Annotated in this window: 19 protein-coding genes; 3 read left to right on the top strand and 16 right to left on the bottom strand. The window is 42.9% G+C overall.

What is annotated here, in order from left to right:
• Positions 1–8: 8 nt before the first annotated feature.
• From ACOJUR_RS06100 to ACOJUR_RS06070, 7 genes are all read right to left on the bottom strand, one after another.
• Positions 9–1,097, bottom strand: a complete 1,089-nt coding sequence (locus tag ACOJUR_RS06100) for a phosphotransferase family protein (RefSeq protein WP_420950510.1) — start codon at positions 1,095–1,097, stop codon at positions 9–11.
• A gap of 123 nt (positions 1,098–1,220) precedes the next feature.
• Complete coding sequence (locus ACOJUR_RS06095; protein ID WP_420949528.1) at positions 1,221–2,846, bottom strand: long-chain fatty acid--CoA ligase; 1,626 nt, start codon at positions 2,844–2,846, stop codon at positions 1,221–1,223.
• Positions 2,847–2,964: 118 nt separating this feature from the next.
• Entirely contained in the window at positions 2,965–3,420 is a 456-nt protein-coding gene (locus ACOJUR_RS06090) for an MgtC/SapB family protein (RefSeq protein WP_072872899.1), read from the bottom strand.
• A gap of 2 nt (positions 3,421–3,422) precedes the next feature.
• Positions 3,423–4,358 (bottom strand): homoserine kinase, encoded by a 936-nt coding sequence (gene thrB / locus ACOJUR_RS06085; RefSeq protein WP_203114486.1) that lies wholly within the window; start codon positions 4,356–4,358, stop codon positions 3,423–3,425.
• The gene (gene thrC, locus ACOJUR_RS06080) at positions 4,358–5,440 is read right to left on the bottom strand and encodes a threonine synthase (RefSeq protein ID WP_072872897.1); all 1,083 of its coding nucleotides are present in this window, start codon (positions 5,438–5,440) and stop codon (positions 4,358–4,360) included. The genes thrB and thrC overlap by 1 nt, the downstream gene beginning before the upstream one ends.
• Positions 5,441–5,543: 103 nt before the next feature.
• A complete protein-coding gene (locus ACOJUR_RS06075; protein ID WP_420949527.1) occupies positions 5,544–6,461 on the bottom strand; it encodes an MBL fold metallo-hydrolase in 918 nt (305 codons plus the stop codon).
• Positions 6,462–6,594: 133 nt separating this feature from the next.
• A complete protein-coding gene (locus ACOJUR_RS06070) occupies positions 6,595–8,211 on the bottom strand; it encodes a DHA2 family efflux MFS transporter permease subunit (RefSeq protein WP_420949526.1) in 1,617 nt (538 codons plus the stop codon).
• 224 nt (positions 8,212–8,435) lie between these two features.
• Between ACOJUR_RS06070 and ACOJUR_RS06065 the strand changes: the two genes are divergently transcribed.
• Positions 8,436–9,197 (top strand): tRNA threonylcarbamoyladenosine dehydratase, encoded by a 762-nt coding sequence (locus ACOJUR_RS06065; protein ID WP_306953038.1) that lies wholly within the window; start codon positions 8,436–8,438, stop codon positions 9,195–9,197.
• Between the two features lie 31 nt (positions 9,198–9,228).
• Here the strand turns inward: ACOJUR_RS06065 and yfmH are convergent, their stop codons facing one another.
• Both yfmH and yfmF read right to left on the bottom strand, forming a co-directional pair.
• The gene (gene yfmH, locus ACOJUR_RS06060) at positions 9,229–10,509 is read right to left on the bottom strand and encodes an EF-P 5-aminopentanol modification-associated protein YfmH (RefSeq protein ID WP_420949525.1); all 1,281 of its coding nucleotides are present in this window, start codon (positions 10,507–10,509) and stop codon (positions 9,229–9,231) included.
• Entirely contained in the window at positions 10,506–11,804 is a 1,299-nt protein-coding gene (yfmF, locus tag ACOJUR_RS06055; RefSeq protein WP_420949524.1) for an EF-P 5-aminopentanol modification-associated protein YfmF, read from the bottom strand. Before yfmF ends, yfmH begins: the two co-directional genes overlap by 4 nt.
• Positions 11,805–12,336: 532 nt before the next feature.
• Between yfmF and ACOJUR_RS06050 the strand changes: the two genes are divergently transcribed.
• Entirely contained in the window at positions 12,337–12,573 is a 237-nt protein-coding gene (locus ACOJUR_RS06050; RefSeq protein WP_072872891.1) for an indolepyruvate ferredoxin oxidoreductase subunit alpha, read from the top strand.
• A gap of 97 nt (positions 12,574–12,670) precedes the next feature.
• On the opposite strand, the gene ACOJUR_RS06045 is transcribed toward ACOJUR_RS06050, so the two are convergent.
• From ACOJUR_RS06045 to ACOJUR_RS06030, 4 genes are all read right to left on the bottom strand, one after another.
• A complete protein-coding gene (locus ACOJUR_RS06045; protein WP_420949523.1) occupies positions 12,671–13,963 on the bottom strand; it encodes an MFS transporter in 1,293 nt (430 codons plus the stop codon).
• A gap of 68 nt (positions 13,964–14,031) precedes the next feature.
• Positions 14,032–17,328 (bottom strand): fused isobutyryl-CoA mutase/GTPase IcmF, encoded by a 3,297-nt coding sequence (icmF, locus tag ACOJUR_RS06040; protein ID WP_420950509.1) that lies wholly within the window; start codon positions 17,326–17,328, stop codon positions 14,032–14,034.
• Positions 17,329–17,452: 124 nt separating this feature from the next.
• Positions 17,453–18,082 (bottom strand): TetR/AcrR family transcriptional regulator, encoded by a 630-nt coding sequence (locus tag ACOJUR_RS06035; RefSeq protein ID WP_072872889.1) that lies wholly within the window; start codon positions 18,080–18,082, stop codon positions 17,453–17,455.
• A 62-nt stretch (positions 18,083–18,144) separates the two neighbouring features.
• Positions 18,145–20,172 (bottom strand): peptidoglycan D,D-transpeptidase FtsI family protein, encoded by a 2,028-nt coding sequence (locus ACOJUR_RS06030; RefSeq protein ID WP_420949522.1) that lies wholly within the window; start codon positions 20,170–20,172, stop codon positions 18,145–18,147.
• A gap of 151 nt (positions 20,173–20,323) precedes the next feature.
• Between ACOJUR_RS06030 and ACOJUR_RS06025 the strand changes: the two genes are divergently transcribed.
• Complete coding sequence (locus tag ACOJUR_RS06025; RefSeq protein WP_238413505.1) at positions 20,324–21,217, top strand: deoxyribonuclease IV; 894 nt, start codon at positions 20,324–20,326, stop codon at positions 21,215–21,217.
• Positions 21,218–21,330: 113 nt separating this feature from the next.
• Here ACOJUR_RS06025 and ACOJUR_RS06020 read toward each other — a convergent pair whose 3' ends face one another.
• The 3 genes from ACOJUR_RS06020 to ACOJUR_RS06010 all read right to left on the bottom strand — a co-directional run bounded on the left by ACOJUR_RS06020 (position 21,331) and on the right by ACOJUR_RS06010 (position 24,788).
• Positions 21,331–21,648, bottom strand: a complete 318-nt coding sequence (locus ACOJUR_RS06020; RefSeq protein WP_238413506.1) for a MazG-like family protein — start codon at positions 21,646–21,648, stop codon at positions 21,331–21,333.
• An 88-nt stretch (positions 21,649–21,736) separates the two neighbouring features.
• Positions 21,737–22,102, bottom strand: a complete 366-nt coding sequence (locus ACOJUR_RS06015) for a Na-translocating system protein MpsC family protein (RefSeq protein ID WP_072872886.1) — start codon at positions 22,100–22,102, stop codon at positions 21,737–21,739.
• Entirely contained in the window at positions 22,095–24,788 is a 2,694-nt protein-coding gene (locus tag ACOJUR_RS06010; RefSeq protein ID WP_420949521.1) for a DUF2309 domain-containing protein, read from the bottom strand. The genes ACOJUR_RS06015 and ACOJUR_RS06010 overlap by 8 nt, the downstream gene beginning before the upstream one ends.
• Positions 24,789–24,794: the final 6 nt, after the last annotated feature.

Here is a 24,794-nt window from a genome sequence, read left to right as displayed (position 1 = left end):
AGTGTGATTTATCCTGCCTGTTTGGCCAAATGAGCAGCATGTTGTATCAAAAATGCAACTGCGGCACCAAAAGAACGAAACCGTTCATCTCGAGTTGCTCCTTTTTTGTACCGAGCATAAATCTGCTGAAGGATGACGGCAAGTTTAAAATAGGAAAAAATTTGGTAATAAGGAAGATTAGCTACATTTCTGCCACTCTTTTTGGCATAGGCCTCTATAAGTTGTTGACGTGAAAAAAATCCCTTCTGAGTAGTGACAGTTGGAAGCCACTGTTGCATTTCAATTGGATCGTCAGCATCTACCCAATAACTGAGAGCTACTGCCAAATCTAAAAGTGGATCACCAATAGTGGCCATTTCCCAATCAACAATACCCGTTACTCGAATCAAACCATCGTTATAAGACACCAATAAATTATTTAATTTGTAATCATTGTGAATCATTGTGAAAGACTCCGAAGCGGGCAGCGAATGGCTCAGCCAGTCCATTAATGCAGAAGCATCGCTATAATCATCTGTCTTTGCTCTCTCATATCGTTCAATCCAACCTTTGACCTGTCTCTCCAAAAATCCCTGGGGATGTCCAAAATGTGCGAGACTCTCATCACTAGCATCAATACTATGTAAATCAACAAGTGCATCCACAAGCGATTTGGACAATTGCTGTCCAATCTCTTCATGGGTTGGCCAATCAACAGGAAATTTTCTATCAATGGTAACACCTTTACGAAATTCCATCACATAGAAAGGAACACCCAGTACTTCTCCACTATGTTCAAGCCAATACGGCTGTGGAGCCAACGGGAAATGCGGGTGTAACGCGCGCAAAAATTCAAATTCACGAACCATATCATGCGCTTTCGGCGGAAGAGGTCCAAATGGCGGCCTGCGCAAAACCGCAAACCAATCGTCGTTTTGCAGTAGATAGGTTAGATTAGAAGCGCCCGATGGAAATTGATAAATTTGAAGATGAGCATACGACTGCTTACCGTCTTGTTGAATGAGCCAGTTACGGATACGTTGAACATCCAATTCTTCACCTGGACGCATAGCTATTGTACCTGGCACTGGAGATGACAATTTATCCAAAAGAAACATCCCCCTCACTTTTCGGACCTGGTCTTGATTAAGACCAGGTCCAACAGCTAGGTACGCACCATCCTTAACTCGATTTGGGATTTGGCGCACAAATATGAGTTTATTTGAGTTGCGACCTTTTATTTAATTCGCTGCAGCAATTAACTGACCTGCTTCAAACAGTTCTCGCAACGTCTTTTTTGAAAATTTACCGACACTTGTTTTGGGTATCTCACTAATGAAAACGAGATCGTCCGGAATCCACCATTTTGCAACTCGTTCCGAAAGATATTGAAGCAACTCTTCTTTGCTCACTTCCATACCTTCCCGTTTCACTACACAGGCAAGTGGTCTCTCTTGCCATTTTTCATGCGGTATGGCAATTACAGCAGCTTCCGAGACTGCAGGATGACTCATCAATGCATTCTCTAAATCAACAGAAGAAATCCATTCACCACCAGATTTAATTAAATCTCGGGTACGATCAACCACTTGCAGATATCCACGTTCATCTATTGTAGCAATATCCCCAGTGCGAAACCATCCATCTAGAAACGCCTCTCGACTACGTTCTTCATCTTTATAATATCGACCTAAAATCCAGGGCCCACGCAACAATAATTCTCCCATTTGCTTACCGTCACGCGCAACATCGTTGCCCATTTCATCTACCAAACGCATTTCCAAGCAAGGCAACAGTAAACCGGTTTTCGCACGATAACGATATTTCTCACTACCCGTCAGTTCTCTCTCTGCTTTCTTTGGATAACCTGAAAAAGTGACGGGTGATGTTTCCGTTTGCCCATAACCTTGATAAACCATGATACCAAACTCTTCTTCAAAAGTCTGAGCTAACGAAGAAGGTAAAGCCGACCCACCTGAGATGAGAAAACGAATACTACTCATATCATATTTATTTGGATTCGCGCGCAAAACACCAAGAACTCCCATCCAAACTGTTGGTACACCAAAACTCATGGTCACGCGTTCATGATGCATGAGCTCTACCAAATCCTGTGGAGTTGGTCGCACGCCAGGATATACCTGTTTAGCCCCAGCCCAAGCATCCGTATACGGTCGACACCATGCATTGACGTGAAACATTGGCACTACTGGCATAACAACATCTGATTCATCTGTACCTATCCAGCCTGCCAAATTGGTTAGACAATGCAAAAACAAGCCACGATGCGAATATTCCACTCCTTTCGGCATGCCGGTCGTCGCTGACGTATATCCGAGAATCGCTGTTTCTTGTTCGGAAAAATCAGGAAATTCATATTGCGTGGATTGACCTTTCAAAAGTGACTCGTATTCTAAAGCACCACGTAATTTTGTTTGTGGCAAATGATCTTTATCAGTCATGACAATAAACGCTTTAACGGTTGGCAATTCATCTTGAATATCTTCCATGGTGGGAATTAAGTCTTCATCGACGAAAATATACTCATCTTCAGCGTGGTTAATGACATGTATTAACTGGTCCCGAAAAAGTCGAATATTGATGGTGTGCAAAACACGTTGGGAACATGGTACTGCATAGTAAAGTTCAAGATGTCGATAATGATTCCAAGCAAAACTACCGACTTTAGCCCCAGTTTCAATACCTAACTGATCTAAAGCATTAGCTAACTGGCAAATACGGTGATGTAAATCTCGGTAAGTATATCGAAAAATTCCATCCGCAGTTCTGGACACAATTTCTTTTTCAGGAAAAATCGTATAAGTACGATAAAGAATAGATTTTAATAAAAGCGGATAGTCCATCATAAAACGTTTGACCTCCCTATGATCGAGATTATCAGTAAGCGCTTTCTTCTTATCCTATCATGATTCCTACGAAAAATGATCAAAAATTCAGCCGAATCAAAATGACAATCTGGCAACTTTAACTTTCATCAGACTCTTTTTGTGCTTCTTTCGGAATAAGATTGAAACGTACTGCCCAATCGTGTGAATTGACGGCAACGTATATGAGAAAAGCTGTAACCAACATGACACCATACATACCGTAGCCTATTGCTAAACCTGCAGCAGCAGTTACCCACAAATTGGCAGCTGTCGTGAGGCCACGTTTAACATTTTGCCGATCCATCCAAATGACACCGGCACCAAGAAAACCAATGCCACTCACCACTTGTGCAGCTAGACGCATCATGTCTTTATTGGGCCCATTCGGCTGAGCACTGGAGATGACCATAACCAACGCTGACCCTAGGGCCACCAGCGAATGGGTACGAATTCCAGCCGTTTTTCCGCGCCTTGCCCGCTCCAAACCAACAAAAAAACCGAAAAGTAGTGCAATTACCAACCGCAAATAAAGTTCCCAGTGGAAAACAAACATCTTTATTCCCCTTTCTCCATTTGCACAACCGGAGCTTCTAATTCTGGGTAAAGAATATGTGCGACACAGGAGATACCGAGATTTTGCCACGTCATTGTCATTTGATCGGCTACTTCCTGAGCATCTGCCGAGGTTAAGCACCAAGCTAGAAGAGTTGGGCCTGCGCCACTCAGTGTTGTGGTCAAGGCACCTGCCTGCAACGCTGCTTTTTTAACCTCAGCGTAACCTGGAATCAACTTTTGACGATAGGGCTCGTGTATTTTGTCAGCAAATCCACCACGCAGAAACTCCAGTCGATTCGTTGAAAGAGAAAGAATGAGACGAGCTGTCTGGGCCACATTAAAAATGACATCCTGACGACTGTAAGTTAGAGGAACAACCTGTCTTGCTTTTTCTGTTAACAAAGGAAAATATGGGATAGCCGCTACAAATCGTAACGTATCAGGCACAGGTACACGCAAATGTCGCAAACCGAGATCGTCCCACCAACTAAGAATCGAACCCCCAAACAGTGCAGGCGCCACATTGTCTGGGTGTCCTTCCATTTCTGTTGCAAGTTCTAGCAACTTTTGCTTCGACAAAGGTTCGACACTATGTCTCTCCAGCCATGCGTTGGCTAAAAGCAAACCAGACACAACTGCAGCCGCACTACTGCCAAGACCAGAAGCAATAGGAATACTGCAATCAATATGCAAAGAAAATCCTTCAGCGAGATGAGCGTAACCGGCATACCTAAACAGCTTGTCCATAGCTTGAACTACTACGTTCTCCCGGCTGTTTGGCAAGGCCTGACGAACCTCTCCACCTATCGTGATGGAAAAACTGTCCGATTCACTTAAGATAACTTGATTATACATTTGAAACGCTAACCCAAGACAATCAAAACCTGGCCCAAGATTGGCAGTAGTAGCCGGTACACAAACCGTCCAACGCCTCATCACACCGACTCTCCTTTTAGGGCCTTTAGTACTTCTTGTGTATTGTTCTCCACCACAATGGGTTTGGAAGCCGTCAACTCAATAGCTGTATTCGGATCTTTAAGTCCATTGCCCGTCAATACACAGACAACGGTCTGCCCCTTTTCTAAATTCCCTATTTTCGTTTGTTGCAATAGCCCGGCCACAGATGCGGCGCTGCCCGGTTCAGCAAAAATACCTTCTCTGGCAATCAAACGATAGGCTATACGAATTTCTTCATCACTTACTGCGAAGATACCTCCGTGAGACTCTTGACTTGCCTGCACAGCAAGATGCGCAGAAGCTGGATTACCGATGCGAATAGCTGTGGCAAATGTTTCGGGATTGGGGATAGGATGTCCTTGAACAATCGCTGCCGCTCCCTCAGCTTCAAAACCTAGCATGCGAGGTAAATGGTGAATTCGTTGATGGTCATGGTAAGTCTTAAAACCTTTCCAATAAGCAGAAATATTTCCTGCATTCCCAACCGGAACACATAGAATATCCGGCGCTTTTTGAAGAGCGTCGCAAATTTCAAACGCAGCAGTTTGCTGACCTTCTAAGCGAAATGGATTCACAGAGTTTACTACAGTCATGCCAGCTTCATCAGCCAAATGACGAACGATTTCCAATGCTTCATCAAAATTTCCTCGTATTGCCACAATTCGAGCGCCATACATCATGGCTTGGGCCAATTTCCCTAGGGCCACGTATTTATCGGGTATAACAATGACAGCTTTCATACCAGCTCTAGCTGCATAGGCGGCAGCAGAAGCAGACGTGTTGCCTGTTGATGCACAAATGACTGTGTCGGCGCCGGCTTCTTTAGCTTTAGCGACTGCTAGAACCATTCCCCGATCTTTAAAAGAACCCGTAGGATTCGCACCTTCATATTTCAAATAGACTTGCATTCCAGTATATTCACTCAATTGATTCGAATAAATTAACGGGGTATTGCCTTCATTCAGTGAAAGCTGAGGAGTTTTCTCATTAATAGGGAGCCACTCACTATACGCCTGCAAAAGACCTGGCCAAAATACGTGTGGAAAGGTTCCTTGCGACATGTTCTATTCTCTCCTTTATTTATTTTGAACAGCCAGTAAACTTACAATTCCACTACTTTAGTTTGATTCCGGATTGACATGCATTGTAACAGAAAATAAAATCCTATGACCAGCTAAATTCTTCACCAATATTACGAATGACAATTCGTCCTTCTTCCGATCCCGCTTCTTGTAAGAGACGAGTCATAGGTTCATCAACCGGCTCCTGTGAAAGAACAAAAGTTCCCCAATGAATAGGAACCATATATCGAGCGCCTGTTTGCAAAAACATATCCCAAGCTTGCTCAGGTGTGCAGTGTGCCCCCTGAAAATGAGCAGGATTATAGGCTCCAATGGGTATGCAGGCAACATCAAGTTTGCCGACATCACGTAATGCCGAAAAAGTTGAGACATGTGCAGTATCACCTGCAAAAAACACTGAACGATCTTTCAGCCGAATCAAGTAACCACAAAATCCATAATGACGATTCCAAGGATACCGATTGCCCCAGTGTTTTACAGGAATCGCTGTAATTTGTAAACCTTCTTCTAAGGAGACCGTCTCTTGTACAGCTAATTCAATGACTTTTCCTTTTCCAATTCGACGAATCAATTGAGCTGTCCCTTGTGGTACAACCACTGTGGTGTCTGGTGAAAGTACAGCACGCAAACTGCGGACATCCCAGTGATCCAAATGAGCATGTGAGAGAAGTACAAGATCGGGTTTAGGCAAACGGGAGAGCGGCAACGCAAGTGGTGTGTAACGTTTTGGGCCGATAACCCAAGGACCAATTCGCACACCCACTCGTTCATAGAGAACGGGATCCGTCAAAATTGTGGATTTATGGAGACGTAAGAGTAAAGTGGAATGTCCAAGCCAAGCCAAATGGGCTGTATGATTCCATAATTCTGGTTGAGGTGATTTGTCTAAATTTCGATAATCCGGGCTGGGCAAGCGACGTCTCCAAGAAATATATTGCCAGAAAATCCAACTCACTAAGAGAAGCGCCACAATGAAAATCGCTAAAAAAAGGAACAGCATGAAGATCATTCAGCTCCAAAACAGGTTCCGACTTACCGTATCAGGTTCAACACACATTACCACTATGACATGAGCGCCGCATCCTTTACAAGAGGCGCGGCGCTCTCACAATCCAATATACAAAACAAGATTTCTATTCGAGCAACAGCTGATTTCCTGAGTTTTCAGCAGGTTTTAGTTTTTGTGCTTGCCTGCGCCCAAGGCGAATTTCACGTTCTTTCTTACTTCCATAGAATAGAACAAGCACCCATGAAATGGCAAGTAAAATTGTGGATATGAAGAACGTATCATTAAGTCCTGCAACAAAAGCCTGTCTTTGAATCAGTTCATTCATCATTTGTACTGCCGCACTTTTGGCAGCAGCTAAGGACATACCATGTAACTGCATCATCTGCTGAATTTGATACAGCATATTTCCAGCTGGAGAATTACTCGTTACCTGTGCAGCCATATGATATTGATGCATTTTAGAGCGATTCGTCATGTAACTCGTTAGAATGGCAATTCCCAGTGATGAACTGACTTGACGAACTGTGTTGCTCATGGCTGATGCTTGCGAGACCAGTCGAACATTTACTGTATTCATGCCGGCCGTCATGACAGGCATCATGGTCAATGACATGCCAAGAGATCGGAAGATATAGAGCCACTGGATAGTCGTCTGCGTAGAATCGGTGGTTAATGAACTGAATCCGTAAGTGGCTATGGTTACAATCGCAATGCCAATAATACCAAGTGGACGCGCTCCAATGCGATCCATTAATCTACCGCTGATGGGCATAAAAGCTGCTGATACCAACGCAGCAGGCGTCATGAATAATCCTGTCTTGAGAGCTGAAAATCCCATGATATTCTGCAAATAAAGAGGCAAAAGAAAAATACCAGAAAACAGCGCAATACCGATAATGGAAGAAATCACAAGACTCATACTGAACATATAACTGTTTAAAACCCGCAAATTTATTACTGGATTTTCAACATTTAATTCTACAAAAACAAGCGCGATCAAACTGATAACACCAAACAGCAAGCAGAGAATAACGGTTTTAGAACCCCATCCGTCATTAGGGACTTCATTAAATCCATACAACAAGAGAAAAAAACCGACTGTTGATAAAGCAAATCCTAAAACATCCAACTTTCCTTTAGCCTCATGCGGAAACTCATGCATGAAGATAACTCCTAATATGGTACCAACTATACCAATGGGGACGTTGATATAAAATATCCAGCGCCAGCTTGCGTATTCAACCAGATAACCTGATAGTGCGGGTCCAAATGCTGGTGCAGCCATCATAGCAATACCGAGTGTTCCCATAACGACTCCGCGTCTGTCGGGAGGGAAAATCCGATAGACCATAGCCATGGAAACCGGCATCATAAATCCTCCACCAACAGCTTGAATAACCCGGAAAAAAATAATACTGCTTAAATTCCAAGCGGCTCCCGAAAGTGCCGAACCGATTGTGAATGCAATCAGCGAGAATATAAACAGCTTTTTAGGGCCAAATTTATCTGTCAGCCAACCAGAAATAGGCACCAAAACGCCGAGAACTAGCATATAAGCCGTCAGCACCCATTGAATTTGTGCCGTGGACGCGCTCAATTCTGTCTCCATGGTCGGAATGGCGACATTGACGACACTCGTGTCCAAAACCGCCATAAAGACCCCAAGAATAATAATGGCCATTTGTAACCATGGAGCCTTTATCCGATGGATCTCATAATCGGAGTACTGCGCTTTTTGCAACTCTGTTCCCTCCTGCCAATATCCGGCTCAACCATCATACTTTGACGTTCCTAAGCGTACTTCAAGTTCCTCAATATTTCAATGTCTGAACTAAAATTTTTACCTGAAGTTCACGGTTCTGTCATAACCACCATCGACCCTTTTCTTTTTGCTTCCCAATTAGATACAAATTATACTGAACAGAAGGTAAATGTGAGTCAGGCAATGTATGGAGGAGGTATTTTGTGCTTACGCAGTTTTCTAGAACAGAACTAGTCTTTGGACCTGAAGGTGTCGAACGCCTGCGCAATAGTTCCGTAGCTGTACTCGGAGCTGGCGGGGTTGGATCCTTTGCGATGGAAGCTCTCGCACGCATAGGTATTGGACAATTGATCTTGATCGATCGCGATGAAGTAGATGTGACCAACATTAATCGCCAGATCCCTGCCCTTCATTCGACCATTGGACAGGCCAAAGTTGAGATTATGAAGAAAAGGATTGCAGATATTCAGCCTGATTGTCGTGTCATCGCACATCGCATTTTTTTCTTAGAAGAAACAAAGGATACGCTTTTTCAATATCCACTAGACTACGTCATTGACGCCATTGATACTGTCTCGGCAAAGATACTCTTAATTAAAGAATGCTATGAACGCAAGATACCTATTGTTTCCTCAATGGGAGCTGCCAATAAAATTGATCCGACGCAATTCCGCGTTATGGATCTTTCCAAAACACGCGTGGATCCGATAGCCAAAGTCCTGCGACGAGAATTAAGGAAATATGGAATTGAACGCGGTATCAAGACCGTCTGCTCCCTGGAATCGCCGAGAACACCGCGTGAAGATGTGCGAAAAAACATTGTATCTCCCGAGACAGAAGAAAATGCGCCCGCTCGTAAAATGAAAATGCCTCCCGCTTCTGTTTCTTATGTTCCTTCCGTCGCAGGACTGATATTGGCAAGCGTCGTAGTTCATGATTTGCTTGGCATTGGAACCTGTGAATAATAGTCCATTCCTTTTGGTCTATATAAGCATCTCACAGGGACTTGACAATAGAACAAGAAACTCGTTCTTTTGAATAAAGTTCCTTGAGGCGTTGCTCAGCTTGTTCACAAGTAAATGAAGAACATACATCAATAGCATGGAACGGAAGAATAGATTGTAGGCCATAGGAAGTCATATCTCTGGCTAGACTGGCGAGACTGTCATATGAGGTATAGATTCTGCCAAGAAGTTTCTTTCTGCTTCGTTCAAACGTTTCTGCCTCAATACCGTCACTCAAGGCACGTTCAATGGTTTCTACAATCGCTTTTTGTAGTTCTTGCGGACTTTCAGTGTTTCCACCAATCATAGCGTGTGCGTAATTCTTTGTAACTTCATACTCCCAAGAAAAAGTTTGGTCAATTAAACCTGATTGAGAAAACGTTTCATAAAATACACTGGCTTTTCCAAACAATCCGTCCAAAACTATACCTGTCAACCAATCTTGTCTGAGCATATTTTCTCCGTCTGTGACAGGAAAATCTTTTAACCCGAGAAGACATTTTGGACGGACGACATCTAGAGAATGGAGAACCTGTTGCTGATAAACAGTTTCAGGTTCTTTCGGGTACTGACGAACAATAGGTGAAAATGCAGGAAAACTCTTCTTTTGCTGATTTTGATCTACCCAATCGAGTGTTTGCTGTGGATCAATCCCCCCCACAACAACGAGTAGCATATTTTCTGGATGATAGAAGGTATGATAACAATCGTAAAGCGTATCCTTAGTGATTTCTTGAATGGATTCCACTGTTCCAGCGATATCAATACGAACAGGATTTTTTTCGTACATTGCTTTCATTAATTCACTATAGCAACGCCAATCCGGATGATCATCATACATGCGAATTTCTTCTGAGATAATACCCTTTTCTTTCTCTACATTGGCATCCGTAAAATACGGATGTTGGACAAAATCCAAAAGCACATTAAGATTTTCTTGAACAGAATCCGTACAAGAAAAGAGATAGGAAGTTTGCAAATACGTGGTAAATGCATTGGCAGAAGCACCGTATTTCGCAAAGCGAGAAAACACATCCTCATCTGGCTCTTCAAACATTTTGTGTTCTAGAAAATGGGCTATGCCATCGGGAACCTTGCGAATCTCCGACTCACTTTCTGTTCGAAAACTGTTATCACATGAGCCATAGGCAGTGGAAAAAAGGGCATACACCTGTTGAAATCCAGGGCGCGGAATACAAACCAAACGCAATCCGTTGGAAAGCTGATGTGAATATATTTCAAGATTCAGCGACTTTACTTCTGTACGCTTCATACTTGTTCCCTCCTGGCGGTTAGCAAAAACTCCTGTTGAAACGCCAAATGCTCAGCTACCTTTTTAATATCTTCCACTGTCACATCAGAAATTTTCTTTTGTAAATCCTCCATGGTGAGTTTCTGCCCCGTCAATTGTCCATTAAAATCAATTTCTGTCCAACTGGCTGGCTGATCTTCCAGTTGTTTATATTGGTTCAGCAGTCCCGATTTTGTGAATTGAATTTCTTGTTCAGAAATTTTCCCTTTTTGTATCGCCTCTACCTGTTCTTCCATGACCAGGCGAGCCTCCTCCACTTTACCGGGTTGAACACCTGCATACAAAACAACAAAACCAGTCATGCTGTCATACTGACTGGATGCATAGTAAGCTAGAGAACGCTTTTCACGGACCTCTACAAACAACTTGGAATGTGGAAATTTACCGAGTATGCCGTTCATAACAAGTGCCGCAGGATAAAGAGGATGCGCGTATCCTATGCCCGAACAATAAACTAAATTGAGTTTGGCTTGATTTACACGCTGATATTCAATATCCCTCAATTCTGCTCTATTTTCCATATGACTTTTTTGAATGGGCTCGACCAAAGGATTTAAAAAATTCGTCATGGACAATTGACTTTCTAGTTTCTGTTGAAAATCTATCCACATATCTTCGACTTGATATAATTTCCCTGATACATAAATATCGATTTTTGCATTTTCAAGCAAGCGACGATAGGCTGTATACAGCAATGGCGCCATATCATTCTCAAGTTCATCTAAATAACCAAGACGAGGCAAGGAAGCAGGCAGTGGTCGACTTGCTCTTTCCATCGCTTGCTCAAAAGCATAAGTGGTTTTATCGTCATGAAGATTGCGAATTCTATTTTTTTGAAGTTCAATGACTTTGCTCACATGTGTGGATAAAAAACTTCCATCTTCATTGGTTGCCGGAGCCATCAACAATTCCATTAGAAGTTTTTCCAGTTGGTTCATGGCTGCACGATTTTCTTGATTACCATGAATATAGGGCATTGCAGCTGATATCTCCACAACCTGCAATCCGCCTCGTTTACTGACGGAACTATGAAGAACAGTTCCATATAGCGAATCTGTCAACTGCATAATTTTTCTGGCACTGGGATAGCTTTTACTACCTTCTAACCACAGATAAGGCAAAACAGCAGTAGAAGTTATAAATTTTGCGTCGAGTGGTATGGTCAATTTTATGCTGTAATGACGAGTGTAAAACTTTTCCGTATGTAGGGCATGCATTCGAAGTCTTTTATCTCCAAAATGCTGCACTGTAGGCATCTGTTTTCCCCCTCAAAACCTGACTTCAAAATCAGTATGTTCTTTAATCCGTTTACTTATCAATATATAGAGAGAGAAAACTTTTACTTTGAGAAGAGTTTACGCGAAAAATTTTCTAAAGATTGACGAACCGTGGTTGTTTCCTGCAGCCAATGCTCAAGTTCTTTTGAAGGAAAATGGAATATATATTGAATTCGACCATACTTTGCTATAAATTCTGAACGATTCATTCCATGATGAGACAGACAATGAAATTTCGTTAGAGCCTCCATATATTCACCACAAGCAGGGCAACGAAACATGGCTGTTCATCCTTTCGCTCAAGGATTGTTTTAGATAGTCAACAATTGCTTTATAACACGTTCTATGGTTTACACTTTCAAGATAGACCTGGTTTAAAAGATATATTGAAAAGCCTGAATCTCTCAGGTATCATTGTAGCGAATACCAAATCAGTTCTTGGACTGTATACTCGGAAAGAGTTCATTCATGAGCATTCTTTCCAGTCACCCATCTTTAAGGAGGAGTACGCGTGGCCTTTGTTATCACGTCGCCCTGTATTGATGAAAAAGCTGCGGACTGTGTGGAAACCTGTCCAGTAGATTGCATTCATGAGGGAGAAGACCAATACTATATCGATCCAGACACTTGTATTGACTGTGGCGCGTGTGAGGCCGTGTGCCCCGTTTCAGCCATTTACCAAGAAGACTTTGTACCAGAAGAAGAAAAAACATTTATTGAAAAGAATCGCGCCTTTTTCCAAAAATAATCTTATTTTCCGCTTTGATTCACTTACCATGGAACTTATCCCGGGCACTTTGCTACAAGTGGCAAGTGCCCGGATCATTTTGTAACTCATATTTTTCTTACGGCTGTCGATATTTTGATTTGGTAAAACCTCTAATGGAAGCTAGTTTATGATCGGAAACATGCTTGACTCGTACCGGCTCACTCCACTTAAAGAGTATCCAGGTTCCTAACTGCACACATCCTAATCCAAAGGCTAGCATGGCAATTCGATGAACTTGGTGACCCCCTATGAGGAGAAGTAAAAAACTCACAATTCCTAGTACCCTACCTGCATTTTCAAAAATTTCCCTGGTGATAATGTGTTGATGTCGAAATAGTTTCTCTTTCTCCTCCATCTCATCCATTTCTGCATAGATGAGCGATTGCATTGGAACGAGAAAAAATGGTAATGTGGCAGACAGTAATGCTCCATATATCCATAAATGCATGGCATTGACAGGCAAAAGAAAAATCGTTGCGGCCGCAAACATGCCTAATGCACCACTACCCATCAAGAGAATACGACGACGTTTTTGTGCAAGCTTTCCGGAAACAAAATTAGCTACAAAGGCAAGACCCGATTGCAAAAACAAGAATTCTCCTAAAGTGAATTCGCTTCCCGTGGCTATAAAGAACAATAACCCAATTAAAAACAAAAACAATCCTTCACGCATTCCATAAAATAAGCAGCCGAAGACTTTCATCCGCCAAGAGCGTATTTTAAGACTTTGCAAGGCTTGATTGAACATAAAAGAATTTTCCAAGCACTCCGTATTTATTTTCCAACTTATTACTGTTCCTGCCGCAAATAAAGCAATAGATAAACCAAATACCAGATGAAATCCTGTCAGTCCTCCCCACAAGAGATCTTCACGACTAATTAAAAAACCAGCTACTGGTGGGGCAATCATCCCTGCAATTGCTGCAAACACTCCATTCATTCCCATAAAATTCGATCGATGAGCATCTGAGGTAAAGTGGATGGAGAGGACGTTAAATGAAAACCAGTAAAATCCTGCGGCTAAACCCATCCCAATACCAAGTACAATGGGATATCGAGCTAACTGTTGTCCCCCAAAAAGCACCAAACAGTAAAAAAGCGCATGTCCTGCAATACCTATTCGTAAAGGAATGACCACACGGAATTTTTTAGCTAACCAAGACGCTGCTACAAACGCAATTGGAATACACACATACATCCATAAGTTGTACCAAGCTGTACTGGTATAATTTCGATCGATCTTCCAAATAAAGATATTCACAAATGTGTTGGAAAGCCCAACAGCCAAGCCAAAAAGACCGCCGATGGCCAAAAGCCACCATGCGGCGGGCTGCAATTGAAATGTCAATTTTCGAGTCCAGTTGAACACAGGCAAAACCTCCAGACAGCATACCGAATACCATTGGCACGCTGACTAGAGTACCCTTTTTTATTGAATTACATGTTTCTTCGATAACGTCCTCCCACTTCATACAAAGCCTGTGTAATTTGTCCTAAACTCGCAACGCGTACGGTTTCCATCAGCTCCGCAAAGATGTTGCCACCACTTCTCGCAACCTCTTTCAAACGCTCCAATGCCAAAACACAATCATCACGATGTTCTTCCTGAAACTGCTTCAGCCGTTCAATCTGTTCCCGTTTCTCTTCTGCTGTTGCGCGAGCCAATTCAATTTCCGGAATTTGATAAGACTCTTTCAGAGCATTCGGATTGAGGAATGTATTAACCCCAATAATCGGTAGTTTTCCAGAATGCTTGAGATGTTCGTAGTACATAGATTCTTCTTGTATTTTGCTTCTTTGATACTGTGTTTCCATAGCCCCCAAAACGCCACCGCGATCGTTCAACCGTTCAAATTCTTCTAATACTGCGGACTCCACTAAATCAGTGAGTTCTTCAACAATGAATGAACCTTGAAGTGGATTTTCATTTTTAGTAAGTCCGAACTCACGAGAAATGATCAATTGAATGGCCATGGCTCGACGAACCGATTCTTCTGTGGGAGTCGTAATGGCCTCGTCGTAAGCGTTGGTATGCAACGAATTACAATTATCGTAAATCGCCAACAATGCTTGCAACGTCGTACGAATATCATTAAAATCAATCTCTTGGGCGTGCAGCGATCGGCCTGAGGTTTGAATATGATACTTCAATTTTTGACTGCGATCGTTGGCTCTATAGCGTTCCCGCATAACAATTGACCAAATGCGCCTTGCAACACGGCCAATGACCGTATATTCCGGATCCATTCCATTCGAGAAGAAAAACGATAGGTTGGGTGCAAAATCGTCAATCTTCATACCGCGACTTAAATAATACTCCACATACGTAAAAGCATTTGAAAGTGTCAACGCTAATTGTGTAATCGGATTGGCTCCAGCTTCTGCAATGTGATAACCACTGATTGAGACAGAGTAATAGTTACGAACCTGATGCTCAATAAAATACTCCTGAATATCACCCATCATTTTTAAAGCAAATTCAGTTGAGAAAATGCAAGTATTCTGTCCCTGGTCTTCTTTTAATATGTCAGCCTGTACCGTACCTCGGACTGTCTGCAACGTCTTTTCCCGAATCTGGCAAATTTCTTCCTGGCTAGGTTCGCGACACTCGCGATTTCTGAAAATATCTATTTGTTGATCGATCGCGGTGTTCATATACATCGCAAGTAAAATGGGAGCAGGACCATTAATGGTCATAGAGACACTCGTCATGGGATGACAGAGATCAAATCCGTCATACAATTGCTTCATATCATCCAACGTGCAGACACTTACGCCACTCTCGCCAATTTTGCCATATATATCTGGCCTTTCCGCCGGATCTTCACCATATAGCGTGACTGAATCAAAAGCTGTCGAAAGCCTTTTGGCTGCATCATTCTTAGACAAATAATGAAACCTTCGATTGGTGCGGCTGGGCGTACCTTCACCTGCAAATTGTCGTTTCGGATCTTCCTCTGTACGCTTCAATGGAAAGACGCCAGCCGTAAAAGGAAATTCTCCTGGAACATTTTCCATCAGTGACCAGCGAACAATTTCTCCCCAATCTTCATAACGCGGCAAACAAACTTTAGGAACCCGCGTACCGGAGAGAGAAACTGTCACTAAAGGTGTCCGTATTTCACGGTCTCTTATCTTGCTGACCAGCTCATCCGCTTGATATTTTTGCTTTTTCTCTTCCCACTGTTCAAGAATTTGTCTCGTTTGAGGATGCAACGAGTGATAAATACGCTGAAAAGCCACATCCAAATGGGCCACAGTCTGCTGCTCCATATCCGTTTGTGAATTTTCCATCACACGTTTAGCACCCTGTAATTGATAGGCTTTTCGAGCCAAATCCACTTGATTTTCAACAAACTTTCGGTATTCCTTAACCGTCCGCGATATTTCGAGCAAATAATGAGCTCGATCATTAGCGATCAGACTTTTCTTCTGTATCTGAGCGGGATTTTTAAAAAGCCGCGATTCCCATTGAACACCCATCTTTTTACGCAAATGATCTAAAATAGCCAGGTAGAGCCGATCCGTTCCTGGATCTCGAAATTGACTTGCAATTGTTCCGTACACAGGCATCTCATCCAGGGATTGATCAAACAGATTGCGATTCCGTTGTATTTGTTTACGAACATGTCGAAGAGCGTCTTCTGATCCTCGGCGTTCAAACTTATTGATAGCAACGAGATCGGCATAATCAAGCATTTCGATTTTTTCTAGCTGTGAAGGAGCCCCAAACTCACTGGTCATAACGTAGAGTGACAGATCGGCAACATCTACAATTTGCGCGTCGCCTTGGCCAATACCGCTTGTTTCCACAATAATAAAATCGTAACCAGCAGCACGCGCAACCAAAATGGCATCTTGAATGGCCGACGACAATTCTGACTGCGAAGAACGAGTGGCTAAGGAACGCATGAAGACGCGCGGATGATCGATACTATTCATGCGAATCCGATCGCCAAGCAACGCCCCGCCAGTGCGTTGTTTGGACGGATCGATGGAGAAAATTGCAATTGTTTGATTCGGAAAGTCGGCAAGATAGCGAAGAACGAGTTCATCGGTGAGTGACGATTTTCCTGCGCCACCAGTACCCGTGATACCAAGTACAGGTGCATGATTCGAACGTTGTAGAAGACGTTCCCGAACTTCACTGGAAAAACCACTGGCAACGTCTGACTCCGCGAGTGTCACCCATTCAGCCACCACTTTCGGTTGTGAAGGATTGGGTTGACTTTCTAAAATTTTCTGCACATTCCGTACCGGTGGTTTATCACACTCACGAAGCATCAGATTGATCATGCCTTGTAAGCCCATGCGCCGACCGTCTTCGGGAGAAAAGATTTTCGCTACGCCATACGCTTCAAGAGCCTCGATTTCTTGTGGCACAATTACACCGCCGCCACCGCCATACACACGAATATGACCAGCATCTTTCTCACGCAGAAGATCAATGATGTAGCGAAAAAATTCCATGTGTCCGCCTTGATATGAAGAGACGGCAATTCCCTGCGCATCCTCCTGGATAGCAGCATTGACAATTTCCAAAGCAGAACGGTTATGGCCAAGATGAATGACCTCTGCTCCAGAGGATTGAAGAATTCTACGCATAATATTGATGGAAGCATCATGCCCATCAAACAGGCTTGATGCAGTAACAAATCGCACAGGATTGTGCGGCCGATAGGGCTCCGTTTCCTGTTTGGCAACAGCAGCCTGATCGATATCCTCCTGACGCATACTTTCCTTCAGTTGAGTTGAATCCATTACCACAGTCAACACCCTTTCCAAAGCGTAAGCTGTTTACTGATGCTGTCCACATTACGAAAAGAACGGAAAATGATACCATTTGATAAACTCCCGCCTACGGAGATACACCTGCAGCACGCAATATAAGATCGACTTGCGTTGCCAACAAAGTTGGTCCTTCAAACGCTCGCAACGCCCATCGGCGAAAGGCAATCATCTCACCCATAGCAACGGCATCTTGCGCCAGAATCGAAACGCGATCAGCCGGAAGTTGAATCGAACCGTCTTCAATTCCTTCGTACAGTAACTTTTCAAAAATACCTACAACCATTTGTTCTTCAGCGAGTACTTCACGCAGATAAACCTTTGGCAAGGCTTTAGATTCTTGATAGATCAACAAGATTTCATCCTGCATAGCAACCATCACTTCACAAAAACTGTAGAGAGCTTGACGTAATTTCTCCGCACCACAACCAGGAAGACGCAAACAATCTGCTAATCTATTGCGCACCTCCTGATGAATATGGCGGCAGACAAGAAAGAGAATATCTTCTTTGGTTTCCACGTATTCGTAAAGGGCTCCATTGGATAAACCGCTTGCTTTGGCAATTTCACGAGTAGTCGTACGATGAAATCCTTTTTGAATAAACAACTCTACAGCTGCATGAACAATTTGTTCACGGCGCAGCCTCACTCTTTCTGGATCTTTGACTTGTGTACCAATTTGTAAGGCCAGCGTAGTCACCTCCGACTGAGCGCTCGCTCATCAATCTAATTGTAAGCCTTTTCGTGAAGTATCGGCAACTTTTAATTCGCCTCTTCTGTTGTTCGATATGCAAAACTTTGCAACCATTCCGTTGCATCGTTCGCTAACGAATGGTTTGAGCCATGAGGAGCAGAGAGACAGAAGTATGCATCCAACAATTTTTTGGCAAGCGGTACAGCAGCATCACTGGTTCCTGCCGAACCCGGTACCATCACAGCAATCGCTACTTGTGGATGGATAGCAGGGGCGTAACCTATGAACAGTGAAATATCTGTTTTTTTTCCAAACTGACTGATTTCTGCTGTTCCTGTTTTTCCTGCAACCTTATAAGCCAAACCAACAAAGAAACGAGTAGCTGTACCTTCTTTATGGGTTGTCGCAGCCTCCATGCCTTCCTGCACAACACGCATATACGCTTTTGGGATATGCAAAGAATGTCGCTGTACTGCTACGGTTTGAACCACTTTCTTACCGTCTGGCGTGAGAATTGCATCAACTATGTGAGGCGTGATAAATTCACCGCCATTTGCAATCATCATAGCGCTCACAGCTAACTGTAAAGGTGTGAACTCCTGCATTTGACCAATGGCCGCAAAAGCATTATCGTAGAGCAGACCGTGATTCGGCAAAAATTTCCCCTTGGCAATTGCCTTATCCATACCCACCACATCATAGGGTGCTATATCGTGATGAATCACATCATCTGTATAAAATCGGCCAGTTACTTCCCCAGGTAAATCTATGCCCGTTTTAGGTCCGAGTCCGAACTTCCACTCCCAATCAAACAGTTTCTGGAGTCCAAGAATTCGCTCATGTGTGTACCAATAAGAAAACTTCTCCCCTGCTGGTTGATGATCATGCCATTCTGCAAGCCACATACCTAAATCGTACATAAACGTATCACAAGACACTTCGATTGCCCTTTTAGCATCAACTAAGCCATGACCATTCCACTTCCAGTCATGTGCATTATAAGTCCCCACCATTTCATGACCTTCATCAAAAATGGTGGTTGAAGGTGTAATGACGTGATTCATCAGTCCGGCTATAATATTGACAGGCTTGACGGTCGAACCTGGATAACGTGGACTCGATAGACTGTGATTAATAGCCGGTGTGAGAATAGGATTATTCAGATAATGGCTATGTTTTTTATAGAGTATTGGATTGACAAACCAATTTGGATCGATATACGGATAGGAAATCATCATCTTCACAGCGCCAGTGTGAACATCTAACATCACTGCCTCAGCATCGACCAAATGTTGACCTTGTTGTTGACGAACACGCTGTACTTCCTGAGCCACCAAGTTTTGTCCTTCCGCTTGTAGACGACTGTCAAACGTCAATCGTAGAGATTGACCAGCCTGAGGTTGCGGATCTACCCCCATTAAACGGGTAGGAATACCGAAAGGGTTTATTTTCCATACTTCGTATCCTACACTTCCCTGCAATAGAGCTTCATAAGATTCCTCAACACCTGTTAATCCGACACGCTGACTGGAAAGATAATGTTTTTTTTGATAATAAGCTACTTCTTCCGGTGACTGAGGATGAACATAGCCGAGCAAATGTCCTGCTAGAGGTCCATAGGGATAACAGCGACGCGTGCTTTCCACGATTCTCAAACCAGGATATTGCGACTGATGCTCTGACACGTATGCAATTTGTTTCTCATTGAGAGCTTCCAGAAGTATAGCCGGATCGTCACAAGTATGTTCAGTTTCTGCTGCGGCTTGGAGAGGTTTGGCTGCCACGCCCAATCCTTTTGCCAATTGGGAAATCTGTTTTTGAGTCAATGGCGGCATTTTGGCAACACGCATATATACCAAGTTATAAACAGGTTGATTATATGCGAGCAACCGCATGTGAGCGTCATAAAGATAGCCCCGTCTTGGTAATAATGGAATTTTTGTGTACTGAACCTGATTGGCAGCTTCCTTGTATTCCTGGCGATGGACAATTTGTAAGACGCCAAGTCGAATCACAAGCCCTAACATCGCTAGAAACACGAGCAGGTAGATGAACGGAAGTCTCTTTAGACGAAGATTGTCTTCCTGTTCCAACATCTGCTCCTCCTCCCAATGAGACACTTGCAAGCAAAGGATACCCACGCTGGACCAAGTTCATGAGTAGACCGCAGAAAAGATGTAGGACTTTTGACGCGACTCAATTTCAGCTATGCTTAGAGAAAGATAAGTTACGAGAGGAGCAGAACTTTTGGACAAGCCGATATTGCTTGGCGCCAATGTTTCCGTTGCCAAAACGGGACTACTGGCTGCTGTCAATGAAACCATTCATTACGATGCGAATACTTATATGATTTACACACGTAGCAACCGAGGAGGAAAAGCAAGACCAATCACTGATTTTCATCGCGATCAAGCCCTGGAAATCATGCGTGAGCATCATATTGTCGATCCTGTAGTCCACCTTTCATATTTGGTCAACCTAGCAAGCCCAAAGGAGGATACCTGGGAGTACGGATTGAACGTTCTCAAAGAGGAGATTGAGCGAGTTGAATATCTCGGTTTTCAATACATCGTTATGCATCCGGGATCACATGTCGGTGAGGGCGTCGATTTCGCACTCAATCGCATTGCTGAGGGACTAAACAGTATACTGAGCGGCTCGGAAAATCTATATATCTGCTTGGAGACTATGGCCGGCGACGGCTCCAAAGTAGGTAATTCACTAGAAGAAATCTCAGAAATCATTAGCCGTGTTAAACACCATGAACGGCTCGGGGTATGTATAGATACTTGTCACAACTATAGTTTTGGATATGATATTGTCAATGATTTCGATGGTTTCCTGAAAAAATTTGATCAAGTTATCGGATTGTCGCGTCTTAAAGTGGCTCACATCAATGATTCCAAAAATCCGTTTGGTTCTCACAAGGACAGACATGCTAACATTGGGGAAGGTTCGATTGGCTTGGAAGCACTTTATCGAATTGTTCATCATGAAGTCTTACGCGGTATCCCACAAATTCTTGAAACACCAAACGGACTTTACCGTACCGAAATAGATATGTTACTTGATAGACCTCGAGGACCAGAAGAATTTTATCAAGCTTCTGGTAACTTAAATTCTGGTGAAGGCGAGAATTAAATCGGATCGAGAATAAAGTTTTTTTATATAGAAATCCCCGCCTCTTGGTTGGCAAACTGAGACAAAGCCTCCCCGTTGTCTATATCATTGAACAGGGAGGCTTACATTTGGGTTTAAGCAAGATACCCTTTACGCCGCAATTTATCGACATGCTTGTAAACCTCATCTTCCATATCGATACCGTACATATCTTCAATTACAAACATCATAGATGTTGCAGTCTGAGCAACATCTAAAAGTTCAGAAACAATGGCTCGCGCAATCTGCGCTTCTTCTAAAACTGCTCGTTCTCCAGACAGGCCGCGGAATTTGCCAATTACCTGCGCCAACTCGCCTACTTCCTCCATGATTTTTAACATTGTGGATTCAAGCGTAGGCGATAATCCATTCAGCCTGGGCAACGATACTGTCTTGGTTTCCAACGTGAGCACCTCACTGCCTCGCCAAGTGAATAATCAGGTATCTCTTGCATTGTAACATGGCTCTCTTTTCATATGTAAGCTGGACTGACTGAACCTATTAGGAGAATAGGCTGGACATATCATTTGCCAAGCGAAACAACATGACCCGTTCTCCCGTCCGCGTGCTAATATCCGTATGAAAACACACTACCTCTTGTCCTGTAATTCTTAAGATAATTTCTTTCAGTTCCTCTATGCCCGACTCCACCAAGCTGGTGCGTATACGTTTAATAGATAAAATACCTTCCTTATCGCTGCATAAAGTATATTCTGCAGGTGTGAGTATGCCACGCAAGGTCACAATGACCATATCCCTTAAGATGTCTGACTTAACCGTCAATGATCCACGACCTAGATAATCTTTTTCCCACTGTGTCAAAGCTCTACTGATTTCTGACTCCACCATACCTTTTGATTTATTCATATAGTCCTTCCTTTGCTGCAAATTCTGCGCTGGCTTGATGAATAGAATTAAACCAATTTATCCAATGTCCTTTTTCATCTATAGACGCAAGTCGAATCCATCCGTTTTCAATTTTTTGACGAAATGTAACATCTTGAATCAATAAGTTTTCAACATAGTGATAAGGTGCTTCTATGACAACCAATAGCCGCAAGGGAGCGTGATATGGATCATAATCGGATTTCATGACGGATTGCCAGGGCAAACCGGTCAATAAATCACTCGCATTACCTTGCATAACTCCAAAATTAGCTGTCACTGTTTGTGTAGCTTTATTGCCGCTCCCGTAATAATGAGGTGCGACTGTCGAGGCGTAGTATTGGAGATTGATCCATTGAGCCACAGTAGCCGGTCCGGCAATAATGTTGGACAGGATAGTTCCATCTTTATCTTGTTGCCAATCATAAGTATGCAAAAATACTCTTCCACCAAAATTACCTGCTTTAGTCAATTTTCTGGTTCCAATGATAAAAGCAGCATTTTGAGCTAGCCCCCATTCTGGCCGCACTTCACTCCAGTCTTCCGAGAAACGTTGTATCATTTTTTGGCTATTGGCAGAATAAAAATTTAGATTCGGCAAACGGGCGATCTGTTCTTTATTTACGATTTCACTAACTTTCGGAAGGACTTCCTGAATTCGATGAAATGCCCGCTTAGCTTCATCTGTTAATTCAGGAACGTACAACCAGCGTATTTCATTGAATGTAGTGATGTGTTCTGCGGCAACAAACACAGTATGCTCCGGAATGCAGATACCTTCAGTGGCCAATCTTTCCCTTACGTTGGATTGATTACAAAGCATGGCCAATACACGAGCGTTAAAACTTCCCGAAGCCCCCCCACATGCGCCACAATCTAAAGCGGAAGCATAAGGATTGTTTGTACTCCGGCTTCCATGTCCACAAATAACAATCAGTGGAGAAAAATTATCTGTCAGACTCATGAGTTGTAGGGATTGTCTGACATAATTAACCTTTTCTTTATCTGTTAATCCCATCGGCAATTTTGACTCGTCTTGCATAAAGTCCAATGAAAGTCGAGTCGAAGGTTTGGACATCCAATGATGATGAACTTTTTTCCATAAACGTCCTGCCCCGTTTGGAAAAAAACTGCGTGCTAACATATTGACACTAAGCCACGGACCACTCAATTCCGGAAGCAATAAACTAGCTAACATATTTTGTTTCATATTTTTAAAGATCCGCGCAAACAGTTGCTTTGCTTGTTTACGGCTTTTATAACGAGCCCATTCATCTGGAGAAGCCATTTCCATAATTCGATGTTTTGGTTTCAGTATGACCGGTAATGAAGCGTGGCCGTGATGACAGTCAAGTTCGTAAGTTTCAATAGGCAATCCAAAAAAGCCAGCAACACCTATCGTTTCAAATGGACCCGCTTTTTCCAAAGCTCGGCGAAACGGTTCTGAGCGTGTATCGATGCAAAATGCCCATTGCGCCATACTTTTCTCCTCTATAATCGCTTCATCAGACATAGGCAAGATATTCATTTTTAAACGTTCTTCGTATGTTTTCTCCCACGCCTGTAAGCCCATTTGTCTGCGCACTAAATCATTAAAGCAATAGGCGAGTTTCATATATTCACGTTGTTCTGAGATAGACAGTGATTTCCAGGCTTGAATAGGAAAATTCGCCCACATGTACCAAGCTGCCATACAATAAGCAAGATCAAAATATTCTTCCGTAGTTTCCAAAGATAGAGGCAGATAAGGTTGCAATAAAATTCGTTCCAGAGAAATTCGGATAGCTAAATAATCGATAAGCAGTAAGTTTGTTTCAGGGAATTCCTGTGATTTCCAAAGCAACATACCCGCCCATCCTGGCAACGAAAGTAAATGAGCTTCAAGATATTCCTGTACTTGATGACTAGGAATTTTCAATGCTAGAAGAGCCTCTTGTAAAGCCTCTGTTGCTTCTTGAGGACAATTTTTAACAAGCTGTCGCTGTGAACGGGTCAGTTCAGGGTCATATGGTGCAAGACGACGCCATGCTTGATAAAACCCATTTTGAGAATGCGGCATAGCCCACTTGGCTTCATCCTTGCCCAAATAAAGTTTGCACCATTTCATCATCTGGCGATTCAATTCTTCTGCAATTTGGACACCCAATTTTTCTGTAACTTGAAAACTGAGTGACTGTACTCTCCGATTCATCTTCACAGGCCAACGAAGATATGATAGATCTTCAGCCAATATCTTGATATCAGGATCGTCCAAAATATGAGGCGGTAACTCGTCGAATTCCAATGCAGAATTACAAAAATTCCTAACCAACTCATTAGGTAAGTGAAAAGATTGATGATCTAACCATTTCTCTAATGTATTTTTGAGTATTGATGCATGGATTTCTCCACGATTTTTTGCATCCTTTAATAAGGCTGCACTGGGTAATATGTCAACATGGTGGGTTTCTTTCAACCACTTGGCAACGGCTGTAAATGAATGATTTTCAAGTCCCTGCCAAGGATTGCGTGCTGCAAATTCAGTTATAGGTCCAAGCGGTGCTATAACACGGCTAGCCATTTCCACGTAGTGTTGAATCTCCTGAATTGAAGTCACGCTATATAAATTCTCACTGCACTTTTCTGTTTGCAAATTTTCTTTTTCTAACCATGCCACAGTCCCATCCATGTAACG

The organism is Alicyclobacillus tolerans (genome assembly GCF_048984885.1).
In the GTDB taxonomy this organism is placed as follows: domain Bacteria; phylum Bacillota; class Bacilli; order Alicyclobacillales; family Alicyclobacillaceae; genus Alicyclobacillus_I; species Alicyclobacillus_I tolerans.
The sequence above is the reverse complement of the archived record's forward strand: the minus strand, read 5'-3'. Positions and strand labels throughout refer to the sequence as shown.